The following is a 25584-nucleotide window of genomic DNA, read 5'->3' as shown; positions in this document are numbered from 1 at the left end:
ATTGTTTATTTTAAGCAAAAAGATTCTATGAGGTTGAGTTTTTCCGCACTTATTTGATAGCCGTATATGTCATGCTCCCAAACGGGAGATCCGTTACTGTTGTAATAGACGATTTTTATATCATATGTTCCGGGCTCCAGCGTAAGCCCTGCGACGTAAACGCTCGCGGGAAAAAACCTTCCCGTGCGGACGTCAGCGCGTTCCGTAACTTCCGTTGAAATAGAAGAAGCGAACGAAAGCAGGCTGAGCGCAAGCCCCGCAGCTCCGTCGTATTTTTCCGATTGGTTTTTCAACACACCGGTCATCGTCGCTTTTGAAATCGAGCGCAAAAGCGATCTTGCAAAAAGCATCGCATATTCTTGTTTATACGTGTCCAGTGCAATGTTTTCAATGCTCTCGATTTTTTCAAGGCTTCCCTCCGTCTTTTGGGAGACGGCTTTGGACTCTACAAAAATTTTTGCGCCGGCGACGCCTGATGTTCTTTTTTGCATTTCTGGCAAAGACAGTTTATAGTACGTGTCCCCTAAAAACAGCCTGAAATTGTTTTCCGTCTTAACCGGAGCGAGCCCTGAAAAGCTTATCACATTAAGGCGCGCCATTTTAGGCGGAACGTCCAGCTCCGAATCGACGGAAGACGGAAGCGAAAAATCGTACAGGTCGGGTTGAAGAGCAAAGGCGTCCTTCAGCAATTTAAGATCGACTCCCGCGTTATCGGAATCTCCGTCGGCACGGTATATGAGCATGCTGATGTAACGCGCAAAAGCCGAATTATGAAATTTTATATCGGAATCGGGAAGTTCGCCGTTGTTTTCGGCCAGAGACTGTTTTGCTTTTGCAATGGCCACTTGATTTTGCGATATTATTTCTTGCAGCTTATTGTTAAAACGCCGGATTTCCACGAAAGCGTCGTCGAATTTGTTCATTTTAAGATAATTCAGCGACATAAAAATATTCGTGTATATGTTTTCATAAGTGCTGCCAGCGTAATCTTTTACAGTGTCGTTGACCAAAAAAGACGCTACGGCTTGGGAAATACTCTTTGCGTAAAATTCGTCTATTTTTCTTTCCGCTAAGGATAATTCCTCGTTGGACCGCTTTGAATTCCCTGCATAGTGAGATACGATTCCCTTGTCGAGATTTTCCAAAACAATGTCGTTTTTTGAATAAAGCCTTTTAGAATCGGCTTCAAGCTCGGAATAGACGGCCTCATAGTCCGCGTTTTTTAACGAAGCGTCTATGCTTGAAAAATCGTAATCCGCCGTTGTGGCACATGAAAAAAGAGCGAAACCTGAAAATAAAACGAGAAGTGATATAGGAAGGTGCCCGGCTTTTTTCATGTGCAATTCCTTATGCCGTCCGGATTCAGTCGAGCATCAAAGCCGCCATTGTATATGCGTCCGCTTCCGTATTGGCGATGACGCTGTATTCGTTTGGCTGATGACACACTTCGTCCAATGTGCTCCACACAGCGGCGTTGTATCCCGCCTTTCTGAGATCGCCGCCTACGGTTCCCCCTCCGATCCCTATGGTTCTCGCCTTAATTCCGTGTACTTCTTTGAGCGTTTTTGAAAGTTTTTTTACAATCGGGGCGTCCGCCGGAGTGGCCGGAGATTCTTCCGCCTGGAGGAGTTCAAGCTCGATTTTTACGCCGTATTTTTTTTCTACTTCGGTATAAATAGCCTCAACTTCTTTTAAGACATCTTTTATCTTATAGCAGGGCAGTATGCGGCAGTCGGCACAGCTTACGTCGTCCCCGGGAATTATATTTACGCCCGAAACGTTTGCAAGGTGCATGGTCGGCTGGAAGGTTGAATACGGCGGATCAAAAATATCGTCTTTTTTATCGAAGCGCTTTTCAAGATCGTTTATGCGGAGCATTAAATCCGCCGCCGCAACACAGGCGTTTTTGCCCTTGTTAGGCATGGAACCGTGCGACTGTTTTCCTACGGTGTGGAAGCGCATCCACAGGATGTTTTTTTCGGCGATTTCGATCGTTTCGCCCTTGGGATCTCCTCCGTCGGGGATAAGGATGAGATCCTGTTTTTTAAACAGATTGTGTTCTTTAAGAAGATATTTAATTCCGTATTTCGATCCCACTTCTTCGTCCGCTATAAAAAGCAGCTTTACTGTGTGTGAAGGAATTATCCCCGTTTTAAAAAGTGCCAGAGCTGCAAAAACGGATGAAACAAGCCCCTGCTGGTTGTCTTCCACGCCGCGGCCGATCAATTTTCCATCTTTTTCGACAACCTTCCACGGATCGGAATTCCATAAAGAAATTTCTCCGGGAGGAACTACGTCCAAGTGCGACATTATCCACAGCGAGTATTCGTCACTTTTTCCGGGAATCGTAAGCACGATGTTCGGGCGGACGCCGTTTTTTGCCCTTTTATCGGGCGCGTCATAGCGTTCGATATTTTTTAATCCCCTGTCCGAAAGCCATTTGATCAAGGCCTCCGCCTTGTCGTATTCGCCTACGCCTCCGTTTTCCGGCGCCAATGCGGGAACGGATGTAAGAAGCGTTTCCAGATTTATCATGTCTTTGCGGGAATTTTTTATAAAATCTTTCAGCTTTTTCAGCTCTTCATTAGAATTTGCCATATTTTCCTCCGTGTATTTTAAATATCAAGGGCTGTCCGAAATTTTAAGCTTTCGGCAGCTCCGGATAAACTTTTAAGCGTTTTTTAAGTAAGCTTTCCACGTTGAGCTTACAAGGGTTTCTATGTCGGAATGCAAGGCTTTCCAGCCGAGTTTTTCGCGGGCAAACGAAGAAGAAGCCACAAGGGCAGCCGGATCTCCTTTTCGCCGCGGCGCATATTCTGCGGGAATCAGTTTGCCTGTGATCCTGCGGGCGGCTTCGAGCATTTCAAGCACGGTTATTCCTTTTTCGCTGCCCAGCCCCACGGTTATGCTTTCGTTTTTCTTAACGATGTAATCGAGCGCTTTTACATGAGCGGCGGCAAGATCCGTCACGTGAACGTAATCCCTTATGCAGGTGCCGTCGCGCGTTTCATAGTCGTTGCCGAAAATTTTCAGTTCTTTGCGCATGCCGCAGGCAACTTCCATTATTACCGGCAGCAAATTGGCGGGATTCTGTTCAAGACCGCATAAGACGCCTTCGGGGTCGTAGCCTGCGGCGTTAAAGTATCTCAATGCCGCAAAGTTGAGCCCTTTTAATCTTGCGTACCATCCCAATATCTGTTCTATGGCGAGTTTCGTGTATCCGTAATAGTTTTCAGGTTCCGTAGGATGTTTTTCATCGATCGGCAAATATTTGGGTTCTCCGAACACCGCCGCGGACGACGAAAACACCATGTTCGCGCAGTTGTGAGCCAATGCGCCGTTAAGAATATTGATCGTTCCGCTTATGTTGTGAGATGAATATTTTTCCGGAACGATCATAGATTCTCCTGCAGCCTTATAAGCCGCCAGATGAATAAACGCATCGAAGCCTTGCGAAAACGCGGAGTTTACGTGCTCTTCAACCATTATGTCACCGGCTATAAAGTCGTTTTTCGGAAAAAGATTTCGGATAAGCCCCGTCGAAAGATTGTCAAAGACACAAATCTTGTGTCCGTTTTTCATGAGCTCTTTTACGACATGGCTGCCTATATATCCCGCACCGCCTATAACCAATACTTTCATTTTTTCTCCCATAAAAACTTTTACAGGAAGTTTCAACTTCCGAAAAAGTTTTTTCCGCGCTTTCGCAAACATCAGTTGAGAAAGCGCAATAAATAATCGAGTTTGCGAAAATGTAATGTATCATATTAATTTTTTTCAAAACGATATGTATACATGCTTTACGCAAACAACCATGCAAACTCGAGATAAAAAGCGACGGCGATATTTCAGACGGTGCTTTTTATCATGTCTCCTTTCGGAATTATATATCTTTTTGCGCCTTCGCTCAATTAAGAGCTGATCAATAAGCGCGCTTGCGGCAAGGGTGCGAGTAAGAACCGCAGGGCGCCGATAAATTGAAATGAGCGGATGCCGCGTTTATCGATATTTTTCCAAATCCTCCATCGCCTTTTCCCACTGAAAATTCAGGTCGTCAAGCAGATTGTCGATTTCGCTTATTTTAGTTTGAATCGACTTGCATTTTTCGCCGTTGCTGTAAATTTCAGGCTTCGCCATTTCATTTTCAAGCTGTTTTTTTTTATCTTCGTTTTGAAGAATCAAGGCTTCAATATTGTTGACTTTGTTTTCTTTTTTGCGTTTTTGAGAGCGGAGAGCTTTTTGCTCTTCATAAGAAGCCGGCAATTCCGCCGCACTTGATGCAGCCGGAGTCTTCGCGCCCTGTGCCCCTGTTGCGGCCGACGCGCCTTTTGCGGCTCTTGACGCCGACGCATTGGATGCGTCAGTCGCCGCCTCACGGTTTTCCGCTTCCAGCCGCTCAAGATAATAATGATAATCGCCGGGAAAATTTCTTGAGCGTCCGGGCTTGAGCTCAAGCACACGGGTGGCAAGGCCTTCTATAAACCCTCTGTCGTGGCTTACGAATACTACCGTCCCGCCGAAGTCTTTTAAAGCTTGTAAAAGCACGTCTTTTGAATGCATATCCAAGTGGTTTGTCGGCTCGTCGAGGACCAGCAGGTTTACCGGATGCAAAAGAAGACGGAGCAGGGCAAGGCGGCTTTTTTCGCCCCCTGATAGCACGTCAAGGCTTTTAAACACGTCGTCCCCGCGGAATAAAAATGCTCCGAGCATGCCGCGCAGTTTGGGAATAAGCTCAAGCGGCGATTCTTTTTCCATAAAATCCATTACGGACTCGCCGCCTTTGATCGTCTCTGCGATGTCCTGAGAAAAATACCCTATTTTTACTCCGGCTCCCGGTATTATTTCACCTTTAAAATCTTTGTCCTCTCCTGAAATGATACGCAGCAGCGTCGTTTTTCCGGCTCCGTTGTAACCTGCTACAACAAGCCGCTCCCCGTTTTCCAAAACCAGATCAAGGTTGTTAAGAACATTGACCTTTCCGTCATAGGTTTTAGAGATTCCGTTCATCCTGAGCACTATTTTTCCGGCATGGGGCGCTTTAGGAAACGTAAAATGTATTTTTTTAAGCGATTCGGGAATTTCTATGCGTATTATTTTGTCCAGCCGCTTTTGTCTGTCTTGCGCCTGAGAAGCCTTCGTAGCCTTTGCGCCGAAACGTCGTATGTAATCTTCAAGATGTTGAATCTCTTCCTGCTGTTGCTCGTATTGGGCAATAAGGGTTTGAAGTTCTACTTCACGAACTTTTTCATAGTGAGAAAAATTTCCGGGATAGCGTTTTAAATTTCCCCCGAAAAGCTCGTAAACTTCGTTGATGGTAACGTCCAAAAAATAGCGGTCGTGACTCACTAAAAGGAATCCGCCCTTGTAGTTTTGCAAAAAGCGCTCAAGCCAGCTGCGGGCTTCAAGATCCAGATAGTTCGTTGGTTCGTCCAAAAGCAGGATATCGGGATTTTGCATAAGAACCTTGGCAAGAGCTATGCGCATCTGCCATCCGCCGGAAAATTCTTCGGTTTTTTTATGCATATCTTCTTTTGTAAAGCCCAGTCCCAACAATACGGACTCTGCCGTCGCACTTCTCATGTGCCACCCGGAGCTTTCAAGTTCGTTCATCAAAAACGCATGCCTCTCAAGAAGATTTTTTGTGTTTTTGTCGTTTCGGGCAAGATTTTCGCCTATGTTTTCAATTTCCTCTTGTATCTTGTATCCGAAGTCAAAGGCTTTGTCGGCTTCTTCCATTAGCGTGCAGCCGTGATGTGTAAGCCCAGACTGTGGAAGATAGGCGATCCTTGTGTCCTTTTGCAGCGAGCGTTTGCCGCTGTCCGGAGCTGTGAGCCCTGCCATTACCTTTATGAGAGTCGATTTTCCGGCTCCGTTTGCCCCAGTTAAGGCCGCCTTCGAACCTGTCTGCAGGTTTATCGAAACGTTTTTTAATATGTCGCGGCCGCCGAAAGCCAGTGAAACTTGAGAAAACTGAACAAAGGCCATCATTGCCCCGCAAAGAAAAGCACGAGAGGGCTTGCTCCCGGATTTTGTACGGAGAGGCCTTTAAAAACCGCCCCTCCGGCGTCCGTAAGCCGTATTCCGTTTTCTTCAAGTTTATATAAAAAATTGAGCTCTTTATTCATCCTGTCAAATTTGAACGTAAGAATTCCATCGTAGGAGGCTTTAAGTGGATTGGAAATAAAATATTTTATGGACACGATGCCCTCATTTCCCGCATTGCGGACTATCAAAGACGGAACCAAAAGATTGTATCCCCGCCAAGTAAAGCTTCCGCCTTCGTTGAAGGTAAGATGTCCGTAATTCGAGCTTCTGAAGCGTCCGCCGTTCGCGCATAGCCTTTCTATCTCGTCGCTTCTGCGCTTTATCTCTGCGGAAACAAGCTCGTCTATGTTTTCTTCCACCGTTACCATGTTAAAGTCCTGGGGTTTTCCGCTTTCATCGGTGTACCGCACTACTATGAAATTTTCGTTACGCACGGTTATCTCTATGGGAATATCATTGTATTGATAGACGTCTTCGGGCGTTTTTGTTACGCCGTTATACGGCCAGCTCTCCGAAATGCCCGGCATATTAAGCGTTACCGTTCCGGATCCTGCGCCCGTATCGAAGCCGTAAGACGAATTCATTTTTGCTATGTCGATGTTTTGCGAGCGGATCATCGCCGTGTAGGAATCCGGATACCAGCGTTTTGAGAGCATATCTTTAAGCACGGTATCTTCTTCCTGTATTTCTTGAATTTGTCCGCCTGTTATGTTACCCAAAGCGTCGGTTTCATACTGCTGAAGGTTGTAAGAAAAACACCAGCCGGAAGTTCCGTCCTGGGTGAGAACGCGAAGCCAATCGCCTTCAAGCGGAACATTCCCTACCATTACGGTCTGTCCCTTGCCTTTATACAGAAGTTTTACGGTTTCGTTTTTCCGCAGCCTGTACACCTGCTTTGCGGTATTCACCGGTTCGTTTCTGATCGGGAGCCCGTCAAGTTTTACATGCGCGTATTGATGTTTGAATTCCGCGTATTTTTGCGCAGTTTTCGACGCCTTTCTTTTTGACTGGGGTTCCGTGATTTTCCACAGAGCCACTTCAGCTTTTTTACTGCCGTCCGGTAAGCCTATGACGTAAACTTGTGAAATATTCGATTTTATATAGACGGGGACTATGTCGCCGTCTTGAAGGCGGTGTTCAGGGATTCCCCATAAGAGCACGGAATAGCCGGTGATATTTGAACATGAACTTAAAAAAAACATTACGGCTAAAAAAACGATGACAGATAAACGATAGATACGGAATTTCATGCTTCTATGATAGCAAATACGGCGGAAAAAGTCATATGGCGGCTTGTAAAAACTCGCAACATTGGCGCCTCATCGTATGCCTGCACAGGAGACGCTCGGCGGCGCTTCTTTTGGTTCTTGATTCACGCGGAACCTTAGACAAATGCTTTTGCCCTGAAAACGCGCGACGACGGTTCCTGAATGGCGGAGTGCCGTATCTGTCGTAATGGATCCGAAAGCCCTGAAACTGCGAAAGCCGTATTTTATCGGCTATGGACTAATTTTTTTCATTTGTTATAATTATTATCATGGCGAATAACAGTATACCGGAAAGAAAAGATGTTCCGGATAGCAATAAATGGGATCTGATAACCTTATTTAAAACGGACGAAGATTGGGAAAAGGCTCTTTCGCAGATAGTTCCTGCGGCCGAAAAGCTTTCAAAATTTAAAGGAAAACTTTCGCTTTCAAGCGGAAATTTCCTTTCCGCTCTAAAGCTAAGCGAAGATCTTTGGAAAAACGCGGAACTCGTCGGAAATTATGCGGGGCTTCAGCACACGGCCGACGAGAGCGACAGCGCTGCAACCGACCGCGTAGGGCGCTATTCCATGGCGTATTCAAAAGCTTCCGCAAAGCTCAGTTTTTTTGATGCGGAAATTCTTTCAATACCGGATGAAAAAATCCGCGTGTGGACGGCGCTTCCCGAATTTGCGGATTATAAGGTATATCTTGAAAAACTTTTGTATCTAAAGCCCTATGTCCTTTCCGAAAAAGAAGAGCGCATCATGGCGCTGCAATCGGAAGCGGCGGAGGCTCCTCAAAAAACTTTCAGCGTGCTTAGCAACGTGGATCTTTCTTTCGGCGACATTGAAATAAACGGCAAAAAAGAACCTCTTACACAGGGAACCTGGAGCCGGTTTATGGACAGCAACGACAGATCAGTCCGCGAAAATGCCTACAAAAAGTTTTACGGCGTATTTGAACAGCATCAGCATACCTTAGCCGAATTGTATGCGGGATCCGTCAATCAGGACGTATTTGAAATGCGCGCTCGCGGTTACAAATCGAGCTTAGAAAAGGCCTTGTACAAGGATAAGGTTCCGACGAGCGTCTATCACAATCTCATAGAAACCGTTCATAAAAACCTTCCCGCGCTGCACAGGTTTTACGCGCTTCGCAAAAAAGTTCTTAAACTTGACGAACTTCGCCACTATGACGTGTACGCTCCTCTTGTAAAAACGGTGGACGTTAAAATTTCATATGACGAGGCCGTCGATATTTGTAAAAATGCTCTTTCCGTTTTGGGCGGCGAGTACACCGATATTCTCTGCGGCGGGCTTAAAAACGGCTGGGTAGACCGTTATGAAAACAAGGGAAAAAGAAGCGGCGCGTTTTCGTCGGGAGCTTACACGGGTTATCCTTACATTCTTATGAATTATAAGGATACTGTCATACGCGACGTCTTTACACTGGCGCACGAAGGCGGACACTCAATGCATTCTTGGTATTCCGCGCACAACAACCCTTTTATGCAGTATAATTATACGATCTTTGAAGCGGAAGTTGCGTCTACGTTTAACGAAGAGCTCGTGTTCAGGTATCTTTTTAAAAACGCAAAAGACGACGAAATGAAAACCTACCTTTCGGCTATGAGGGCGTGCGACATTACGGCAACTCTTTACCGGCAGACTATGTTCGCAGAGTACGAACTTAAAGCGCACGAACTTGTGGAAAACGGAACACCGCTTTCCGCAGAAGTTCTTAGAAAAACTTACCGAGCTCTATTGGAACAGTATTTCGGTCCTGAAATGTGTTTTGAGCCCAACAGCGACATGGAAGGGCTTAGAATACCGCATTTTTATTCCGCATTTTATGTGTATAAATACGCTACGGGAATATCGGCTGCGCTTGCTCTTGCGGACAGGGTGTTGAACGGCGGAGAAAAAGAAAAAGACGATTATTTCAAATTTTTAAAGGCGGGCGGAACTTATTATCCGATAGAAACTCTAAAAGTCGCAGGGGTGGATATGTCGAGTGCCGCTCCGGTGCAAGCCGCGCTTGACGTGTTTACGCAATTAATTGCGCAGCTTGAAAATATGCTCAAGATTTAGTACCGTTATACCGATGCTATAGATATACAAGTCTGTATAAACTCACGGGGGCATTCGTTGGAAAAAGAATTATTTTATTCTTTTATGAAAAAAATACCGAAGGCGGAAATTCATCTTCATATTGAAGCCGTAGCCAAACTTCATTCCATAGAAAAACTTTATGAAAAACGATTTGGAAAAAAAATAACGGATGCCGAACGGGACTCTTTTTTTTCATATACGGATCTTAACGGTTTTATTCAGGCCTTTTTAAAAGTTCAGGATCTGTTTTTGTCCGTCGACGATTTTAATTTGGTTTTTGAAGATTTTGCCGAATACTTGTCTGAAGATAATATCGTTTATTGCGAAGCCTTCTTTGCTCCTTCAGCCTTTATAAAAAAAGGTTTTAACTACAAGGACATGATCGACGTCTTTACCAAAAATATAGTAAAGATAAAGCGGGAAAAAAACATAACGATAAAGCTTCTTCTCGACGTGTCGAGAACGTTCGGCTGTGAAAACGCAATGCGGAATTACAGTCTTTTAAAGCAATTTCCCTGCGAACATATCTTAGGCATAGGGCTCGGCGGAGCCGAACAAAAAGGACCTGCGCGAGAGTTTGAACCTGTTTTTACACAGGCGCATAAGGACGGTTTTCACGCTGTGGCTCACGCGGGAGAAGACGTAGGGCCGGAATCCGTGTGGGATTCAATAAATCTTTTGCATGCCGAAAGAATAGGGCACGGAATTACGTCCGTAGAGGATCCTAAGCTTGTAGATTATTTAAAAGACACGCAGCTTCCGCTTGAAATTTGCCCCACAAGCAATGTGTTTACAAAAAAAGTGGTTAAAAAGATTGAAGATCATCCTATAAGGCAGCTTTACGATAAAAATGTTCTTGTAACCGTGAATACGGACGATCCGGTGTTTTTTAAAGTCGGCCTTATAGACGAATACTGGAATCTTTACAGCAAGTTGAATTTTACTATGGGTGAAATCGAACAGCTTATCATAAACGGTTTTAATTCAACCTTCCTATCTGATGCCGAAAAAAAATCATACATTAAAAACGTAAAAGCCGCGTGGAAAAAAGCATCCGCCGAATAAATAAATAATCGCTGCCGAATAAGCGTGTGCCGTCGGGCGCACAGCAACGCTTTTTCCGGCCTGCAGTCGCCCTGTAAAATACTTATAAACTGTAAAACGCCTGTTACCAGCTGCCGCTGGCTCCTCCTCCGCCGAAACTTCCGCCGCCGCCGCTAAAACCGCCTCCCGAACTATGTCTCGAGCCGCCAAATCCTGTCGAACCTCCGAACCCTCCGAGACCTCCTAAAAAAACGCTTCTGCCTAATCCCCCGTATCCAGTTCTCGAGGCGGATGAACCAAATGTTCCTTGCGGATTTGAACTTGTCTTAAATTTGGAAGCTATTCCCATTATGAATATTAAAAAGTATATTACCAAAAAAGCGAAAACCGGCAGCGGAAGGCCGTCTTTTTCTTCGGTCCCGGTTATAAGGGGATTAAGAGAATCTTCATTTTCTTGAATATCTTGCCCCGCCGCTTTTTGTACTACGGCGCGAAGCCCTTGTTCGAGTCCTTTTGCGTACGCATCCTGTCTAAAGTACGGAATCATAACCTGCCTTATTATAAGACCGCAGTATGCGTCCGTAAGAACTCCTTCAAGCCCGTAGCCAACTTCTATGCGCACCTTGTGTTCGTTCAGCGCAAGTAACATGAGAACGCCGTTGTCTTTTTCTTTTTGTCCGAGTTTCCAGTTCTCCGCCACGCGCATGCTGAAAGATTCTATTTCTTCTCCGTTTAGGGATTTGACGGTTAAAAGAGCGACTTGTATTCCCGTTTTTTCGTTTACATTGTTGAGGTAAGATGACATCTTTTCCTTTGCCGTTGCGGTCAATATATTTGCGGTATCTGTTACGGCTCCTTCCATTTTAGGTATAGAATTTTCTTTTGCATGTACGCTTGTAAATATGAATAAAGTTAAAATTATCATATTCAGTTTTTGCCTGTAGTTCATCTTAACCTCGCGAGATTTAATGTTCGCTCTGTGTGCGGCCGCATTCCGCCGGCACAACGTTGGCGGGCAAGTCACAAAACCGCTAAGCCATCCGGCAATTCGGAGCAGCCTTCATTTTTTTTAGGAAAGTGCTTTGCCAAAAGAACGCCGCATTCTTCCAGAGCGCAGAGAAAGGCCTTTTCGCCCGATCCCTTTCCCAAATCCGAAGCGAGTTTTGCCGCTATTTTATCCCATACCGCCTGTTCTATTTTTTGCGCAATTCCCGTGTCGGCCAAAATAAAGACGTGTTTTTCAAGGTAAGAGGCAAAGATCAGCACTCCCGATCTGTCGCTTGTCTTGTATACGCCGCTTTCGGAAAAATAGCGCAATGCTCTTTCATATACGCTTTGCCTAAAGACGCTTTTGGGCACTATCAGGCGGTCGATCGCTCTGATATTTGCAAGAAAAAAAACCGCGATGATCGCCGATAAAATTCCGCATCCATATACAAAGGGCATGTACCATGCGGGAACTACCCAAAAAAACCGTGCGGAAAACTGCAGGATATTTTTTGCAAAGGGTAAAAGGAGCGCAAAAAATACCGCCGAAGCTATTACGGCTGCAAAAAGTTCCCAAAACGCATAGGAAGAGCTTTCCGCCGTCAGAGCCAAAGCTATTTCACCGCTCGTTGCGCTTTCGATCTTTTGAACGGAGCTTTTTATAACTGCAAAAGCTCTTTCGTTCAATCCGAGATCCTTTAACATTTTGTCGGTTTTTATCGAATTCATTTTATCCGATTTACCTGAAAAAACGGATTAAAAACTAACCTGCGGAGCCGTCTGCGCCGCGTCCGATGCCGTAAAATACTGTTTTGCCCTAAAGCCCGACATATTCGCTATGATAACGCGCGGAAATTGCCGGATGAACGTATTGTATTGCTGGGCGGCGTCGTTAAAACGCTTTCGCTCCGTTGAAATACGATTTTCGGTTCCTTCCAGCTGATCCTGAAGCGCCAAAAAATTGGAGTCGGCTTTAAGAGCCGGATAGTTTTCAGTTATCATCAAAAGCCGCTGCAAACTTGAACTTAAATTGTTTTGAATTTGCTGATATTTTTTAAAACTTTCAGGATCGTCCAAAACGTTACTGTCTATGTTTACCGTTCCGCCCGCCGCGGCGCGCGCTTTTGCAACATTTTCATATACTTCGCTTTCGTGGGAGGCATAAGCTTTTACCGTCGCCACGAGGTTGGGAATAAGATCCATGCGCCGCTGATATTGGTTTTGAACCTGCGCCCATTGGCTTGTGACGGTTTCATCCATTTCTACCATACGGTTGTAATTGCCCGTCCAAAATCTGTAAAAACTTAAGCCGATTATCGCTATCGCTGCCAATACGATAAGAAGCAGCTTTGTTCCTTTTTTCATCGAAAACTCCTATGGAAACTTTTAAGAAATTGCTGAAAGCGGTTTTTTCAAGATACCTCTATACTCTTAAATTAAGGATCATACGGATTATAGTCAATAGATTCCTTAAAATGAGAGCACAACCCTTAATTTTTCAAACAACCAATCGGAACAACCAGAACTCCATCTTCTCTTTTGTACGCATACCGGCCAATTCCGGTTAAAACCATTAAGAACGAAGGCTCTTTCATCTTGGAAGTATCAATTTTGGAGCCTAGCTTTTTCAAATTTTCTGCACCTTCTTCTATCAGATTATCGCCACCGAGCTTTATTTCAATTAAACCATATTTACCATTTCTCAGATGAATAACTGCATCACATTCCAAACCTGTGTTATCGCGATAATGATAAACTGAACCGTCAAGGCTTTCTGCAAATACACGCAAATCACGGACACAAAGAGTTTCAAAGAAAAGCCCGTAGGTGTTCAAATCATTCAGCAAATCTTCAGGTCCGATTCCGAGACTTGCAACGGCAATTGAAGGGTCAACATAGTAACGAGTATCAGATGTTCGGATTGCAGATTTTGAGCGTAGATTAGGATTCCATGCTGTCATATCTTCAATCACAAAGATTTTTTTTAAGGCTTCTATATAGGTGTGAACAGTATCTTCATTTACGCTGGAAGCATCGTTTGCCAGAATGTCATTTGCAACTACTGTTGTTGCAATCCGGCTGCCTTGATTACGTGCAAACGAACGCATTATCCGCTTTACGCGCTCTTCATTTTTTGTGCTTCCATCAGCCCGATTTATATCATATTTTACAACTCCGTCATAATAATCAAATGCCTGCTGTAAAGCCGGTTTTTCATACAAATCAATTGCTCCAGGCCATCCGCCACGGCAAATTAAGAAAGCGAGTTTCTCTATATTATTATGATTCTCTCCATCTACATCAAGATTACCATTAAACAGTTCTTTTAAGCTGACTTCACCCGATGATTCTCCTGATTCAAACAAAGACATTGGCCTCATCAAAAGCCATGAAAATCGGCCTGTACCGGAATGAGTGATTTCTTTAGTATCCGGAGGAACCGCCGAGCCTGTAAGAATGAACTGTCCCATTTTAGCACGCCGGTCTACTTCATATCTTATTGTATCCCAGAGAGAAGGAGCTAGCTGCCATTCATCAATAAGGCGGGGAACTTCCCCCTTTAAGAGTCTCAGCGGATTTAATTTTGCAAGGTTTAGATACTGCTCTTTTTCTGTAGGATTGTCCATGCGCAAAACACTTGCAGATTTCTGTACAGCAGTTGTTGTTTTACCGCACCATTTAGGGCCTTCTATGAGAACAGCTCCTTTTGCTTCGAGTTTATCTTGTAAGATTGTATCAACAATACGAGTTCTATATTCATTCATATTTTTATTATTGCATTTTTCGGCGTTTTGTAAAGATATTTTTCGGCGAGTTGGAATGATTTTTTTCGGCGTCTTAGCTGGCTTTTATTCGGTGAGTCGACGTATCATGTCCTTGTCGTGAATAATAAAAATCTCAGAACTAACTCTTACGTTTTACAGGCGCGGTGCAGCCACGTAAGTTCGTGTTTGTTGTAATTGAGATGCACTATGCGGCTTTCAGGCAGATTTTCAAATTCTTTTATTAGATTCCAATCGATCTTATCCTGCGTTTCCGTTTTTATTTTCATCTTTATAGTGCAGATCATGTTTTTTGCAAGCCCGCTTTCGATCCAAACTTGAACCCATTTATACAAACGCTCCGGATAGCATATGACGTCGCTGAATATCCAATCGAAGGATCCCAATTCTTCGGGTTTTAGGGTAAATGCGTCGTGTTTTATAAATTTTACAAGCGGATCTTTCATCAATCCGGAGGCAAGCTCCGCCCGGTCTACCGCAAGGACGGAGCAGCCGAGCTCTGAAAGCACCCACGTCCAGCCTCCGGGGCTGGCGCCCGCGTCGAGGCAGCGCTCTCCCGTCTTAGGCAGTCCCGTGTCTAAAAGACAATCGGCCGCGCACAGGGCTTCCTGAAGTTTTAAATAAGCGCGGCTCGGCGGATCTTTGTGATTTTCTTCAAAGTTTATCGTTCCTGCCGGCAAAAAGCTCGTCGTTTTTGCGGAAGCAATGATAGTATGTTCGTCTATGAGCGTGTATAAGCCTATGGGACTTTTTGGTATGCAAAAAGGAAACTTTTTAGGCTTTAAATTTATATAGGGAAGGCTTTCGTGAATGAAATTCGAGCGTCTGAACAGCCTGTACGTGTACGGCGCCCAGTTTCTTTGAATTTCTTTTAAAGAATTCGCCGCTTCTTTGCAGGAATCGAAATACAGCAAAAACGGTTCCGTCATTGCGGTTTTACACCAGTAAGGCAAACTGTCAGCGGGCCAATCGGCAAAATAAAGCAGATCGCCGTAGACGGCGTCGGGCGGCCGCTTTATTCCCAGCCGGTCTTTTATTTCGTCTAAAAGGAGATCTTCCGTTCCGTGGAACGCTAACAAGGCTGCTCCGGGTAGTTTTTTTGTGCGGCAGGACATAGAATTCAGTTTATAAAATCGTTTTTTAAATCCATTTCGTCATCCGCAAGCTTTTGAATATAATCGTTAAAACGGGCGGTGTCGGGTGATCGAAGGAATTCAAAACCTATCAAAGTGGAACCGTCGTCTTCTTTAAGCCATTGGGGATGGCATATAAGTACGAACAAAAGCGATTTATCCATTTGCGTAAATTTTATTTTAAGCGTATAGTCAAGATCCATATCTATCGTTAAAGAAAGTGGGAAACGCACTTTGCAGCCGGACTTGCTTATGTCCGCAAGAGCGCCGTGAATTTGACATATATCGGGAGCTTCGACGCGTGCAAAAGTATTAAAGCGTTCAAATCTCCTCTGGATCTTTGCCATGGATAAAGTATGCCTTTTTTATCGATCGCCGTCAAGAATAGCCGTAATAATTTTGACAATAAAGCGAATACAATGTAAATTTGTTTTAACGAACAAAAAATATCAGCTACGGAGGTTTTTATGGAAAACAAGGTTATGGACGCCCTGCTGTCACGGCGCAGCTGCCGCTCTTATACAGGCGAAATGCCCACATCGGAAGAGTTAAAGGCCATTCTAAACGCGGGACTTTACGCTCCCAGCGGAAAAAACAACCAGACATCCGTAACGGTTTGCGTTACCGATAAAGCCGTCCGCGACAAATTGTCCTGCCTTAATGCGGAAGTTCTCGGGCGCGACGGCGATCCGTTTTACGGAGCTCCCGCCGTAATAGCCGTTTTAGGCGACAGCACCTGTCCTCTTTACGTTCAGGACGGCTCTCTTGTAATGCAAAATCTGATGCTGGCCTCTTATTCTTTAGGCCTTGCTACGTGCTGGATAAACAGGGCGTATGAGGTTTTCCGTTCCCTTGAAGGCAAAAAGATCAAACAGGGATGGAAAATTCCGGAACAATATGAAGGTATAGCGTTCTGCATAGTGGGACATCCTTCGGGCGCTATGGACGAAGCAAAACCGCGCCGCAGCGGCCGCATTATATTTGTGTAACTTCGACGACTAATATGCAAGGTTTATTCAACAAAGTCCGCTGCGGCCCCGAAAACAAAAATTGGGAGCAATGCATTTTACGCGAAAGCCGGCTTTATTCGCGCGGAAATGATATCCGAAGCGATTTTGAACGCGATTATACGCGTATTCTGCATTGTCAGGCTTACAGACGCTTAAAGCATAAGACTCAGGTGTTTTTTTCGCCTCATAACGATCACGTGTGCACCCGCATGGAACACGTGCAGCACGTGGCGTCGGTAGCTTGCACCATTGCAAAATATTTGGGACTCAACACGGAACTTGTCGAAGCCATAGCGCTTGCTCACGACATGGGGCATGCGCCTTTCGGTCACCACGGAGAAAATTGTCTTAACGGCCTCTTGAAAACCCGCGCCGGAGCCGGCGGTCTTAAAAAATTCTGGCACGAACGGAACAGCCTTTTTTTTGCAGATTATATTGAAACATTGCCCGACCCCGACGGGGTTGAAAGGCGTCTTGATCTCACGTATGCCGTCAGGGACGGAATTATCTGTCATTGCGGTGAAATCGACCAGCAGGGAATAAAACCGCGGACTTCCGCTATAGATCTGTACTCTATGAAACGTCCGGGGCTTATACAGCCTTATACGTGGGAAGGCTGTATTGTAAAAGTGGCGGACAAGATCGCCTACCTTGGGCGCGACCTTGAAGACGCAAGAACTTACCATATCCTTGACATGGGGGCTTACAGGCGCCTGCGGGAGATAGTTCTTGTTACGCTCGGTCTTAACGATAAGGGAAAAAAGGCTTTGCGGAGCGGGAAGGCGGTAAATACTACCGTTTTGATCAATGATTTGATCGTCGATCTGTGCGAACAAAGCTCGCCTGAAAAGGGACTGTGTTTTTCGCCGGAATATTTTTCGTTTCTTCTTGAGCTGAAAAAATTCAATATTGCGCACATATATAAACATTGGCGCCTGGTAGAATTCGGAAAGTACGCCACGAACATTATCGAAACTCTTTACAGAACTCTTTTAAGAACGCAGCCTTACGCACAAAACGGAAGAATCGCCTCTGCGCTGCGAAATTATCCCAATCTGTGCAAAACCTTTGAAGAATGGCTTTTAAAATATTCGGATTATAAAAAACAGGGACATGACGGCATTTTCGGGACTCTGAAATACGATACGAAGGTTGTTTTTTTTGTAAACGACAACGAATCTTTTAAAAAGTGCATCATCGAATACATTTCGGGAATGACCGACCAGTATGCGACAACCGTGTATCAGGAAATAATTTCTTTTTAAAATCGATCGATAGATCGATCAAACTCTGTGCATTGCGGAAAATACTTTTTCGTTCATGACGTTGATTTCAACCTGCATTTCTTTACTGATCTTATCCATTTCCTTGCGTAGATCGTCGATGGAAATGTCGGCGGTATCAAGGTTTACCATCATCATCATAACGAAATTTCCCGACAAAACGGTCTGTGTGATATCGGCAATATTTATTGAATGTTTTGCCAAAAAAGCGCTTGTTTTTGCTATGATTCCTACCTTGTCGGAACCCACAACTGTAATAATTGCATTCATGCCCTCATTCTAGCAGCAATCGTATGTTTTTTCCATACGAAAATTCTAAAGTCAACACAGGGAAAATTCCAAAGTTTTGGCAGGGAGTAATCCAAAGTCTTACTTTGCCATTTCGTATCATTTCACGAAATCTTCCCAATCGCGCCAGCTCACGTAGGAAGTCCCGTTAATGTCCATGCTGATATCGGACAAATAAAATACCGCGCTTTTCGCCGTTTCATCATTAAGCAGCTGCAAATATTTTTTTGAGCTGCTCGACAATTTTGCGTCCGGGGCATTGGCGCTTTTTATCTCAATCGCAAAAGTCCTCTTCCAATCCGCAATCGTATCCACTTCCAAGCCCTTGCTGTCTCTAAAAAATGTCAGGTTCGTTTTTTTACCCCGATTCATTCTAGCTTTTAGCAATTCTGCAACGGCAAAGGTCTCAACAGCCGCACCCTTGTACCTGCTCAGAAGTAAATCCTCTTTTGTTTCCAATCGCAACAGATGGCACATAAGCCCGGAATCGACAAAGTATAACTTCGGTGTTTTTACAATGCTTCTCCCAAGATTATTGGTGTTGGGTTCAAGAAAGTGAATAATAAAAGAAGCCTCCAAGACGGAAAGCCAACTCTTTACCGTCGGCGCAGAAATTCCGACATCCCGCGCAATGCTGTCCATAGAAAGCAGCCGCCCGCTATGCACCGCGCATATCTGAACGAACTTTTTAAAAAGAGAAAGATTGCCGGGGTTAATCCGATCTTGTATATCCAAATCCAAATAAGTATCGATATAGCTTTCATACCAATCTTCCGGAATAAAATGTTTGTCTTTATCATAGAGAGGAGGATATTGTCCCGAAAAAATCAGTTCGTACGGATTATCCGGCAGCATGCCGGCACTCTTTAACTCGTGAATGGAAAACGGCAGCAGCTTCAAAAACGCGGCCCGCCCCGCCAGGCTGTCCGTCATATTTTCTTTTAAGCGGAATTGACTGGAACCCGTCAATATAAATTTTCCGGGAGCGCTGTGTTCCCGATCCACATGCAGTTTTATCGCGTCAAAAATTTCCGGTACTTTCTGCGCTTCATCGATCACCGCACCCTCAGGGAACGCCATGATAAAGTCATGCGGATTTGACGCCGCAAGGTTACGCATCGTCCGGTCATCAAAAGTGACATAGCTTTTATCAGGAAAAACGGCTTTTGCCAGCGTCGACTTTCCGCTTTGCCGCGGCCCTGTTATGCCGACAACAGGAAACTGTGAAGCCAGACGCAACAACGTATCTGCCGCTGTTCTTTTAATCATAGCTCCTCTCCATTTGTAAATCCGCCCTGAGTCTATCCGGTAATAATCTAAAGTATAATATACGAAAATCCTAAAGTCAACACAGGGGAAATTCCAAAGTTTTGATGGGGAATAATCTAAAGTTTCACCTCTCAAACAGTAATTTCGGCTTACCAACCGTCACAATACGGCTTTAATAATAACCGCCGTCGGTTGATCAGCTCATAACTTTCATATCCGACCGCTGAGAGGATTGTTTCCCGCAAATTTTTAAATAGACAAAACTTTCAAAAAACGGTAGTTTAAATTGGACTGTGCGCAAAGAGCGCACGAAAACGCCATTCTCGGAAATTGAAATTTCCTCGCATGTCATTTTTTAAGGAGAGTTTAACGGAGCGTTTTATGGGCGGCAGAGCCTCGCAAAAAAAGACTAAAATAAAATTCAAAATCACATATAATGCACCCGTTACGCTTACGTTTGCGCTGTTGTCATCAATAGTCTTGATTTCGGATTCAGTGATTTTTAACCACAGGCTCATAACCGCGCTTTTCGTTTCGCCCGGATGTCAGGGATCGGTCTACGCCTTCGATTGGCATAACGGACTTGATTATTTTAAGCTTTTTTCACACATCCTCGGACACAGCGACTGGAATCATCTCCTATCGAATTTCGGATTTATCCTGCTGCTGGGGCCGATCCTTGAAGTGCGGTACGGCTCGGTCGTCCTTTTTATCATGATACTCGTTACAGCCTTCGTTACCGGTATCATAAACGCTTGTCTCATCCCTTCTCCTTTGATGGGTTCAAGCGGCATAGCGTTTATGATGATATTGCTTGCTTCTTTTGCGACTATGTCGCGGCACGAGATACCTCTTTCGTTTTTGTTGATCTTGGGACTGTACATAGGACGAGAGCTGTTTAACAGGAGCCGCGATTCGGATATCGCAACCTTTGCCCACATAGCCGGCGGTATATGCGGAAGCATGTTCGGATTTCTTGCGTCGCCGACAAGACAATCGTCCGCCGGCAAAAGAAGAGCAAAAAAAGACAAAAAAGAACAGCCGGAAGAAATTTTTCCGGCCGACGACGATATACCTCAATAAATATCCGCAAATTATTTTTTTGCAAAAATCGGGCGAACTTTTGTTACGTTTTCAATTGTCGCAAGGGCTCTCAGCGTTTCTTCCGGAACAGTTCCGTCCACATCGATGATATTGTAAGCCAATTCTCCCTTGTTTTGATTTATAAGTCCCGCGATATTAAGATTTGCATCGCCCAGAATTGTCGTGAATTTTGCCACCATCGCAGGCGCGTTTATGTGAGAGATGCAGAGCCTTGTTCCCCCGCCTGGAATCGGATTTTCACTTACGCATTTCGGAAAATTAACCGAATTGGTAATGTTGCCGTTTTCCAAAAAATCGCGGAGCTCTTTTACAGCCATCAGAGCGCAGTTTTCTTCCGCTTCGGGAGTTGACGCCCCAAGGTGCGGCATGCATATTATCTTCTCGTTATTAAGTATGTCTTCAGACGCAAAATCGGTGACAAAGCACGAAACTTTTCCGTTTTTGATAGCGTCAAGCATATCCGCATTATTTACCAACCCGCCGCGCGCTATGTTGATTATCTTTACGCCGTCTTTCATAGCCTTCAGCGTGTTCGCGCATATGAGACCTTTCGTATCGTCCGTCTGCGGAACATGAATCGTGATATAATCCGCCTTTGAAAGAAGAGTGTCCAATGTTTCTGCGTGTTTTACGTTTTGATTCAGTCGCCATGCCGAATCAACCGACATAAACGGATCGAAACCTATTACTTCCATGCCGAGCTCTACGGCGGAATTTGCAACCATCGCTCCTATGACGCCGAGTCCTATGACGCCGAGCTTTTTACCCATGATCTCATTGCCTATGAATTGAGACTTTCCTTTTTCCGTCAGTTCTTCAATTTCATCGCCCTTACCGGCAAGGCCGTTTATCCATTTTGTCGCCTGAAAGACGGGCCGGCTTGAAAGCAGCAGCGACAGAATGACAAGTTCTTTTACGGCGTTTGCGTTCGCTCCGGGCGTATTAAACACTACTATTCCTTTGCTCGTAAGCTCTTTTATGGGAATATTATTCGTACCGGCTCCGGCGCGGGCTACCGCTTTTACGGTTTCTTTTATTTCCATATTGTGCATATCCTGCGAACGCACCAGGATTGCGTCCGGATCCTGAATGGACGAGGCTATTTCATAGTCGTCCCGCGGGAATTTATCCAGCCCCCTTGCCGAAATTTTATTTAAGGTTTGTATTTTAAACATTTGTCTTCTCCTAATTCACGATGTTTGCGCAGCAAACTCGACGAAAGCGTACAGCTGCCAATAAGCGACCGCTCAAAAACGGTTAAAAATTTTCTTTTGCAAATTTTTCCATAAAGGCAATAAGTTTTTGAACGCCTTCGATCGGCATAGCATTGTATATCGAAGCCCTCATTCCTCCGACGGTCCTGTGTCCGGCAAGGTTTACCATACCTTGAGCCGCCGCTTCGGACACGAATTTTTTGTTTATAGCTTCGGCTTTTTCAGCGTCCGTTTCTTTTGTAAGGAAAGGAATGTTCATTATCGATCGGCTGCCCTTTTCTACGGTTGAACGGTAAAATTTGCTGTTATCCAGATAATCATAAAAAAGTTGGGCTTTTGCATAATTCCGCTTTTTCATGCCTTCGGCGCCGCCGTTTTTTTCAATCCAGTCAAGAACTTTCCCCATAACGTATACCGCGTAGCACGGAGGCGTATTATACATGGACATTTCGTCGGCGTGCGTTTTGTAATTGAGCATCGTGGGAGTTCCTTTGAGCGGAGCTCCTGTTATGAGATCGTTTCTGATTATGACGAGGGTAACTCCTGCCGGCGCAAGATTTTTTTGCGCACCTGCAAACAAAATCCCGAATTTCGTCACGTCAAGCGGTTCCGAAAGTATACAGGACGAAATATCGGCTACGAGCGGAATATCGCCGGTGTCCGGAATGTATTCAAAGTGAGTTCCTTTTATGGTGTTATTAAAGCACACATAAACATAATCGTAATCGCCGCTTATTTTTTCAAGTTTGGGAATATAGGAAAAATTCCTGTCTTCCGAGCTTGCGATTACGTCCACGTCCACAAATTTTTGTGCTTCTTTGATCGCCTTGCTTGCCCAGATGCCGGTGTTTACATAAGCGGCCTTGCCTTTTTTTACACCCAGATTCATCGGAACCATGGCGAACTGTGTCGAAGCTCCTCCCTGCAAAAACAGGATTGTGTAGTTGTCAGGAACGTTCATTAGCTTGCGGACCTTTTTTTCACAGCCTTCGATTATGGGCTTATAATCTTTTGACCTGTGGCTCATTTCCATGACGGACTGACCGGTGCCGTTATAGTCGAGCATTTCATCCGCACATTCCTTGAGCACTTCTTCCGGAAGGCAGGACGGTCCCGCCGAAAAATTGTAGACTCTTTTCATTTTACCTCTCTCCTTGTATATTTTGTTCGCCGCTGCCGGCGACAACTGCCGTCGGCATCCGTCGCGCTTTCCGCAGCAAGGTTTGTAAGCGCCGTTACGGGCGAAGCGTTTTCAACTGCGATATTTACGGGCAACGAAAGCATCACCGCCGTATAATTGACGATTCCCTTTATTCCGGCGTTTACCAGCCGTTCCGCCATTTTTTGCGCGTCGCTTTCAGGCACGGCGAGCAGCGCAAATTTTATGTTCTGCTGCGCAATTACGGTTTCCAGCTTTGACGCGGGATAAAGAGGAAACGTTGAACGCAGAATTTCAGTCCTGTTTACGTTCGAATCAAAACCTGCAATGAGCGTAAACAGCGAGCCTTCAAAGAGCCGGACTTCAAGCAGCGCCGTTCCGAGACGTCCCAAGCCGACTATGCAGCAGTTTTTTTTACCGTCGGCAGCTTCGCTTATTTTTAGTCCCGTACATATCGCGTCGTACAAATCTTTTACGGTATATCCGTTTGAAACTCCGCCCTTGTATCCTAGCGTTAAGATATCTCTTCGAATAAGAGAATCCGACCATCCCGTCAAAGATTGTATGGTTTTGGAAGTTATCTTTTCGGACTTTTGTACGGACAAAAGCGCCGCCAACCGGACCAAACGCCGTTTTGCCGCTTTGGGTATCTGCCTCATGTCTAATGAATATTAGATTTTGGCGTGAACGGCGTCAACATCGAAAATCCGAAATTCGCTTGATTTTTAAGGGAAATGCAAAAAAAATGCTGAAATTTATCGTTTATTGTGATTTATTTCACAGTAAATGCAAAAGATTCGGGCGGATTATTTTATCATCGCAAGTTTTATGCTCTTGGATGTTTCAGGTTGATATAGCCTCGCTATTTCGTTTGAAAAGGTTGACTCCAGCCCGGAACGGTAGCGCATTATAGCATCCACATAGTTCAGAGTGGATCGGGGCGTATTGTTTCTTCGGACTCTATTTGCTCCGGCGTTATACATTGCAAGAGCCGTAACTTCCTCTTCGCCGAGATCAAGGCAGAAGCGAAGGTGTTTCATTCCGTATTTTGCACTTACGGCCGGATCAAAAAAATCCGTTTCATTTAGGTGCGGAAAAGAATAACTGTTAAGCTGAAACAAACCCCTGTCGACCGAAGAATTCGTGTTTTTATTTGCGGCTTTAGGATTGAAGCGGCTTTCGACGTAAGCCAAGGCAAATGCGAGAGAGAGAGGAATGTCGTTTTTATTCGCTTCCTGCAAGATTGCATAAGCTATCTCTTTATTTCCGGTGATGTTTATGTAAAACCACTCTACGGCAGTTTTTGAACGCGCCTGTCTGTACAGCTCCAATCCTTTGTCCGCACGCTGTGAATGCTGCAGCACAGCGTTGGAAGGAGAAAAGATATTTTCCGAAAGATCTGCTGCGGCTTCGGCAAAAAAATTATCGCCGGTGATCAGCTTACCCAACGTTTCCTGAGGCGACGGCATCTTCGCCGGCAAAAAAAACGCAACTGCAAGAGCGGCTGCCGCAAAGAAAACGCAAAACCCGATCGTTTTCAGGAGCAATAATTGCATATTTGAGTGTCTGTAATTATTCGACGTTTGATTCTTTTCCATTCGCATAAACATGTGTATATTTACATAAAATTCAATTTTTATCAACAGTTTTGATGAAAATTTTGCATTATCATGAAAACCGTGCGTTTTTATAACTTTTAACGCTTTTAGTACATCACGATATCCGTATTTGCCACGTCGTTTATACAATGCACTCTTTCAATTTCATTTCGGCCGGCAAAAAAAATATAATGTTCGTGCTTCTTTTTCAATTCCGAAATATATTCGGCGGCACAGCTTTTTTCACCCAGCCCGCCGGCCAATAGTTTTTCAGGAATTGCAAAGCCTATCACCGACTCGCAATCCTTTATGCGGCGCGCAGCGTGGCTCACAGCGGCGATAAACGATTCGACGCCTTGAGAATCGCTCGAATCGGCTTGCAATGACGGTGTGTCAAAATCGTCTTCAAATTGAGGCGCGATGACGGCGTTGAGTTCGCTTTTTTCTATCGCTTTTAGAAAGTCTCTAAGAGAAGCCAGAGCGGTTTCGTTATACGCGCCTGAAGAAATTTCCATAAAACTTTGCGGCAAGTCTATAAAAAGAAATTTATTTTTTACGGCGGTCGTTTCGCCTTCGGCTTTTTTTAAAATATCGACAGCAAGCGTATTTTTACAGGCGTCGGCTGCTTCCGTTCGCACGGGCGAAGAAATGGAAATTTCAGTAAGGCCGTCGGCGCTGAACAGTTTATTGGACTTTACGGTGAATTTCGCTTCGATTTTCATGCTTTTTTCGAAAATAAAAAAAGCCGCCCAAAGCGTCTTTTAAAAAACGACATGCAAAGAAATTTCAATTTCCGAGAATGGCGTTTTCGTGCACACAATTGATAAAAGACAGCTTTTACAGCGGCGAGGTCTATTCCGTTAAAATCTTTATGACGTCGGCCTTGTCCTGCGTATTCAGGATCTGCTGGCGTTTATCCGCGCTTTTGAACAGAAGGCTTACTTCCGCCAAAAATTGAAGATGCGGCCCCGTTTTATTTACGGGAGAAAGCGTCATAATAAAGATGCGGCAAGGCTCTTGATCGAGCGAATCGAAATCAACGGGTTTGTCGGATATGCCTATGCAGGCTACCAAATCGGATACGGTATCGGTTTTTCCGTGAGGAATAGCGATACCGTGCTTCATTCCTGTCGACATTTTGCGTTCACGATCCAACACACATTCAAGCGCAGCCTTTTTATCTGTAACTTTCCCGGCCTTTACGAGAATATCCAACATTTCATCAATAATTTCTTCTTTTGTGCTCCCCTTGAGGTGGAGATTTACCATATCGGTTGTTAAAACAGTTCTAAGATCCATGTTATAA

24 protein-coding genes are annotated in these 25584 nt (G+C 44.7%); 5 read left to right on the top strand and 19 right to left on the bottom strand.

Annotated features, from left to right (window positions below; all coding sequences use genetic code 11):
* Window positions 1-5 precede the first annotated feature (5 nt).
* The 5 genes from HRQ91_RS00480 to HRQ91_RS00460 all read right to left on the bottom strand — a co-directional run bounded on the left by HRQ91_RS00480 (window position 6) and on the right by HRQ91_RS00460 (window position 7295).
* A complete protein-coding gene (locus HRQ91_RS00480) occupies window positions 6-1337 on the bottom strand; it encodes a COG3014 family protein (RefSeq protein WP_210119784.1) in 1332 nt (443 codons plus the stop codon).
* A 25-nt stretch (window positions 1338-1362) separates the two neighbouring features.
* Window positions 1363-2598 (bottom strand): M20 family metallo-hydrolase, encoded by a 1236-nt coding sequence (locus tag HRQ91_RS00475; protein WP_210119783.1) that lies wholly within the window; start codon window positions 2596-2598, stop codon window positions 1363-1365.
* 72 nt (window positions 2599-2670) lie between these two features.
* The gene (galE, locus tag HRQ91_RS00470) at window positions 2671-3642 is read right to left on the bottom strand and encodes a UDP-glucose 4-epimerase GalE (protein WP_210119782.1); all 972 of its coding nucleotides are present in this window, start codon (window positions 3640-3642) and stop codon (window positions 2671-2673) included.
* A gap of 357 nt (window positions 3643-3999) precedes the next feature.
* Window positions 4000-5985 (bottom strand): ABC-F family ATP-binding cassette domain-containing protein, encoded by a 1986-nt coding sequence (locus HRQ91_RS00465; RefSeq protein WP_210120690.1) that lies wholly within the window; start codon window positions 5983-5985, stop codon window positions 4000-4002.
* Window positions 5985-7295 (bottom strand): SH3 domain-containing protein, encoded by a 1311-nt coding sequence (locus tag HRQ91_RS00460; RefSeq protein WP_210119781.1) that lies wholly within the window; start codon window positions 7293-7295, stop codon window positions 5985-5987. The genes HRQ91_RS00465 and HRQ91_RS00460 overlap by 1 nt, the downstream gene beginning before the upstream one ends.
* Before the next feature lie 287 nt (window positions 7296-7582).
* On the opposite strand from HRQ91_RS00460, the gene pepF reads away from it, so the two are divergent.
* Window positions 7583-9385, top strand: a complete 1803-nt coding sequence (pepF, locus tag HRQ91_RS00455; protein ID WP_210119780.1) for an oligoendopeptidase F — start codon at window positions 7583-7585, stop codon at window positions 9383-9385.
* Window positions 9386-9469: 84 nt separating this feature from the next.
* Window positions 9470-10471, top strand: coding sequence for an adenosine deaminase (gene add / locus HRQ91_RS00450; protein WP_246473240.1), 1002 nt, complete (start codon window positions 9470-9472; stop codon window positions 10469-10471).
* Window positions 10472-10574: 103 nt separating this feature from the next.
* Here the strand turns inward: add and HRQ91_RS00445 are convergent, their stop codons facing one another.
* From HRQ91_RS00445 to HRQ91_RS00420, 6 genes are all read right to left on the bottom strand, one after another.
* The gene (locus HRQ91_RS00445) at window positions 10575-11399 is read right to left on the bottom strand and encodes a TPM domain-containing protein (protein ID WP_210119778.1); all 825 of its coding nucleotides are present in this window, start codon (window positions 11397-11399) and stop codon (window positions 10575-10577) included.
* Window positions 11400-11470: 71 nt separating this feature from the next.
* Window positions 11471-12166: a TPM domain-containing protein gene (locus HRQ91_RS00440; RefSeq protein WP_246473239.1), complete on the bottom strand. Its 696-nt coding sequence runs from the start codon at window positions 12164-12166 to the stop codon at window positions 11471-11473.
* A 27-nt stretch (window positions 12167-12193) separates the two neighbouring features.
* On the bottom strand, window positions 12194-12802 hold the full coding sequence (locus HRQ91_RS00435; protein ID WP_210119777.1) for a LemA family protein: 609 nt from the start codon (window positions 12800-12802) through the stop codon (window positions 12194-12196).
* A 125-nt stretch (window positions 12803-12927) separates the two neighbouring features.
* Window positions 12928-14202, bottom strand: a complete 1275-nt coding sequence (locus HRQ91_RS00430; RefSeq protein WP_210119776.1) for an ATP-binding protein — start codon at window positions 14200-14202, stop codon at window positions 12928-12930.
* Window positions 14203-14348: 146 nt separating this feature from the next.
* On the bottom strand, window positions 14349-15335 hold the full coding sequence (locus tag HRQ91_RS00425) for an SAM-dependent methyltransferase (RefSeq protein WP_210119775.1): 987 nt from the start codon (window positions 15333-15335) through the stop codon (window positions 14349-14351).
* A 5-nt stretch (window positions 15336-15340) separates the two neighbouring features.
* Entirely contained in the window at window positions 15341-15700 is a 360-nt protein-coding gene (locus HRQ91_RS00420) for a PilZ domain-containing protein (RefSeq protein WP_210119774.1), read from the bottom strand.
* 120 nt (window positions 15701-15820) lie between these two features.
* On the opposite strand from HRQ91_RS00420, the gene HRQ91_RS00415 reads away from it, so the two are divergent.
* Window positions 15821-16342, top strand: coding sequence for a nitroreductase (locus HRQ91_RS00415; RefSeq protein WP_210119773.1), 522 nt, complete (start codon window positions 15821-15823; stop codon window positions 16340-16342).
* A 14-nt stretch (window positions 16343-16356) separates the two neighbouring features.
* A complete protein-coding gene (locus HRQ91_RS00410) occupies window positions 16357-17628 on the top strand; it encodes a deoxyguanosinetriphosphate triphosphohydrolase family protein (RefSeq protein WP_210119772.1) in 1272 nt (423 codons plus the stop codon).
* An 18-nt stretch (window positions 17629-17646) separates the two neighbouring features.
* Here HRQ91_RS00410 and HRQ91_RS00405 read toward each other — a convergent pair whose 3' ends face one another.
* A complete protein-coding gene (locus HRQ91_RS00405) occupies window positions 17647-17916 on the bottom strand; it encodes an ACT domain-containing protein (RefSeq protein ID WP_210119771.1) in 270 nt (89 codons plus the stop codon).
* A gap of 117 nt (window positions 17917-18033) precedes the next feature.
* Complete coding sequence (locus tag HRQ91_RS00400; RefSeq protein WP_210119770.1) at window positions 18034-19203, bottom strand: ATP-binding protein; 1170 nt, start codon at window positions 19201-19203, stop codon at window positions 18034-18036.
* A 345-nt stretch (window positions 19204-19548) separates the two neighbouring features.
* Here HRQ91_RS00400 and HRQ91_RS00395 point away from each other — a divergent pair, with 345 nt between their 5' ends.
* Window positions 19549-20286 carry a rhomboid family intramembrane serine protease gene (locus tag HRQ91_RS00395; protein ID WP_338064308.1) on the top strand — a complete coding sequence of 246 codons (738 nt, stop codon included), beginning with the start codon at window positions 19549-19551 and terminating at the stop codon, window positions 20284-20286.
* An 11-nt stretch (window positions 20287-20297) separates the two neighbouring features.
* Here HRQ91_RS00395 and HRQ91_RS00390 read toward each other — a convergent pair whose 3' ends face one another.
* The 6 genes from HRQ91_RS00390 to HRQ91_RS00365 all read right to left on the bottom strand — a co-directional run bounded on the left by HRQ91_RS00390 (window position 20298) and on the right by HRQ91_RS00365 (window position 25577).
* On the bottom strand, window positions 20298-21482 hold the full coding sequence (locus HRQ91_RS00390; protein ID WP_210119769.1) for a 3-phosphoglycerate dehydrogenase family protein: 1185 nt from the start codon (window positions 21480-21482) through the stop codon (window positions 20298-20300).
* 82 nt (window positions 21483-21564) lie between these two features.
* Window positions 21565-22662, bottom strand: coding sequence for a 3-phosphoserine/phosphohydroxythreonine transaminase (serC, locus tag HRQ91_RS00385; RefSeq protein WP_210119768.1), 1098 nt, complete (start codon window positions 22660-22662; stop codon window positions 21565-21567).
* A complete protein-coding gene (locus HRQ91_RS00380; RefSeq protein ID WP_210119767.1) occupies window positions 22659-23339 on the bottom strand; it encodes a redox-sensing transcriptional repressor Rex in 681 nt (226 codons plus the stop codon). The genes serC and HRQ91_RS00380 overlap by 4 nt, the downstream gene beginning before the upstream one ends.
* A 147-nt stretch (window positions 23340-23486) precedes the next feature.
* Entirely contained in the window at window positions 23487-24278 is a 792-nt protein-coding gene (locus tag HRQ91_RS00375) for a transglycosylase SLT domain-containing protein (RefSeq protein WP_246473238.1), read from the bottom strand.
* Between the two features lie 107 nt (window positions 24279-24385).
* Entirely contained in the window at window positions 24386-25000 is a 615-nt protein-coding gene (locus HRQ91_RS00370) for a hypothetical protein (RefSeq protein ID WP_210119766.1), read from the bottom strand.
* A 130-nt stretch (window positions 25001-25130) separates the two neighbouring features.
* A complete protein-coding gene (locus HRQ91_RS00365; protein WP_210119765.1) occupies window positions 25131-25577 on the bottom strand; it encodes a PTS sugar transporter subunit IIA in 447 nt (148 codons plus the stop codon).
* Window positions 25578-25584: the final 7 nt, after the last annotated feature.

This window comes from Treponema parvum, assembly GCF_017893965.1.
In the GTDB taxonomy this organism is placed as follows: domain Bacteria; phylum Spirochaetota; class Spirochaetia; order Treponematales; family Treponemataceae; genus Treponema_D; species Treponema_D parvum.
Note: the sequence above shows the minus strand (reverse complement) of the source record. Positions and strands in the feature narration are given on the sequence as shown.